This window comes from Micromonospora sp. NPDC049799 (genome assembly GCF_040656655.1).
Classification (GTDB): Bacteria; Actinomycetota; Actinomycetes; order Mycobacteriales; family Micromonosporaceae; genus Micromonospora.
In genome coordinates, this window is record NZ_JBFAMU010000873.1 from 1 (window position 1) to 1,232 (window position 1,232).

Sequence of the window (1,232 nt, forward strand, 5' to 3'; positions counted from 1 at the left end):
GCGCGTCGGCGTGCGCGCGCACCTGCCCGACGTGCGCCTCACTGCTGTCCACGGCCGTCACCGGCACCTCACCACGATCACGGGGGTGAAGGCTACCCGCCCGCCGCCCGGGTGACCGCCTCGCCCGGAAGCGCGGGGGTGGCCCCCGTTACTAGAAGATGCTCCTCGGGGTAACCACGCCGCACGACGGCCCGTGAAAGGACACCGATGACCTCGTCCACCTCCCCTTGGCCGGTGACCCGCTTCAGTCGCCTGCTCGGCCTGCGCCGGCCGGTCGTGCAGGGCCCGTTCGGCAGTGGCCTCTCCTCGGTGGATCTGACCGTGGCGGTCGCCGAGGCCGGCGCGGTGGGGTCCTTCGGCGCGAACCATCTCGACGCCGAGGGCATCACCGCGCTCGTCGCGGACCTGAAGTCCCGCACGGACGGGGTGGTCAACGTCAACCTGTGGGTGCCGCTGCCGGGTGAGGCGGACGTCCGGGTCGACGCCGACGACGTGGCCGGGTTCGTCGCGCCGCTGCGTCCGTTCTACGACGCGCTCGGCGTCGCCGTCCCCGACGGCCCGCCGCCGGCCGCGCCGCGCTACGACGACCAGATCGTCGCGCTCCTGGCGGCCGCGCCACGGGTGATCAGTTTCGTGTTCGGTGTGCCGGACGCCGAGGTCGTCGCCGAGGCGCACCGCCGGGGTGTCGTCGTGCTGGCAACGGCGACGACCGTCGAGGAGGCCGTCGTCCTCGACCGGGCCGGCGTCGACGTGATCGTCGCCTCCGGCAGTGACGCCGGCGGCCACCGGGGCGCGTTCCTGCGCCCGGTCGAGGAGTCCCTCGTCGGCACCCTCTCGCTGGTTCCGCAGGTCGTCGACGCGGTCGCCGCGCCGGTGGTGGCGGCGGGCGGCATCACCGACGCCCGCCAGGTCCGGGCGGCCTTCGCGCTGGGCGCCGAGGGGGTGCAGATCGGCAGCGGTTTCCTCGCCACCCATGAGTCGGCGGTACCCGACGTGCACAAGGACGCGCTCACCACGGCCCCGGGTCGGCACCGCACCGTCCTGACGTCGGCCTTCTCCGGTCGACTCGCCCGTGGTGTGCCCAACCGGGTCACCCGCGCCCTGGCCGATCCGGCGGTTCCCCGCGCGCCGTACCCGGCGCAGTCGGCGCTCACCGCGCCGCTGCGGCGCGCCGCGGCGGCCGCCGGGGACCGCGAGCACGCGAGCCTCTGGTCGGGTCAGTCCGCCCCGCT

The 1,232-nt window shown here is 75.3% G+C and carries 1 protein-coding gene; it reads left to right on the top strand.

The annotated features are described in order from the left end of the window. Window positions 1–234: 234 nt before the first annotated feature. Window positions 235–1,232 (top strand): DUF561 domain-containing protein (locus tag AB0I76_RS30270; protein ID WP_357042662.1); only part of this gene is annotated, 998 nt, incomplete at its 3' end.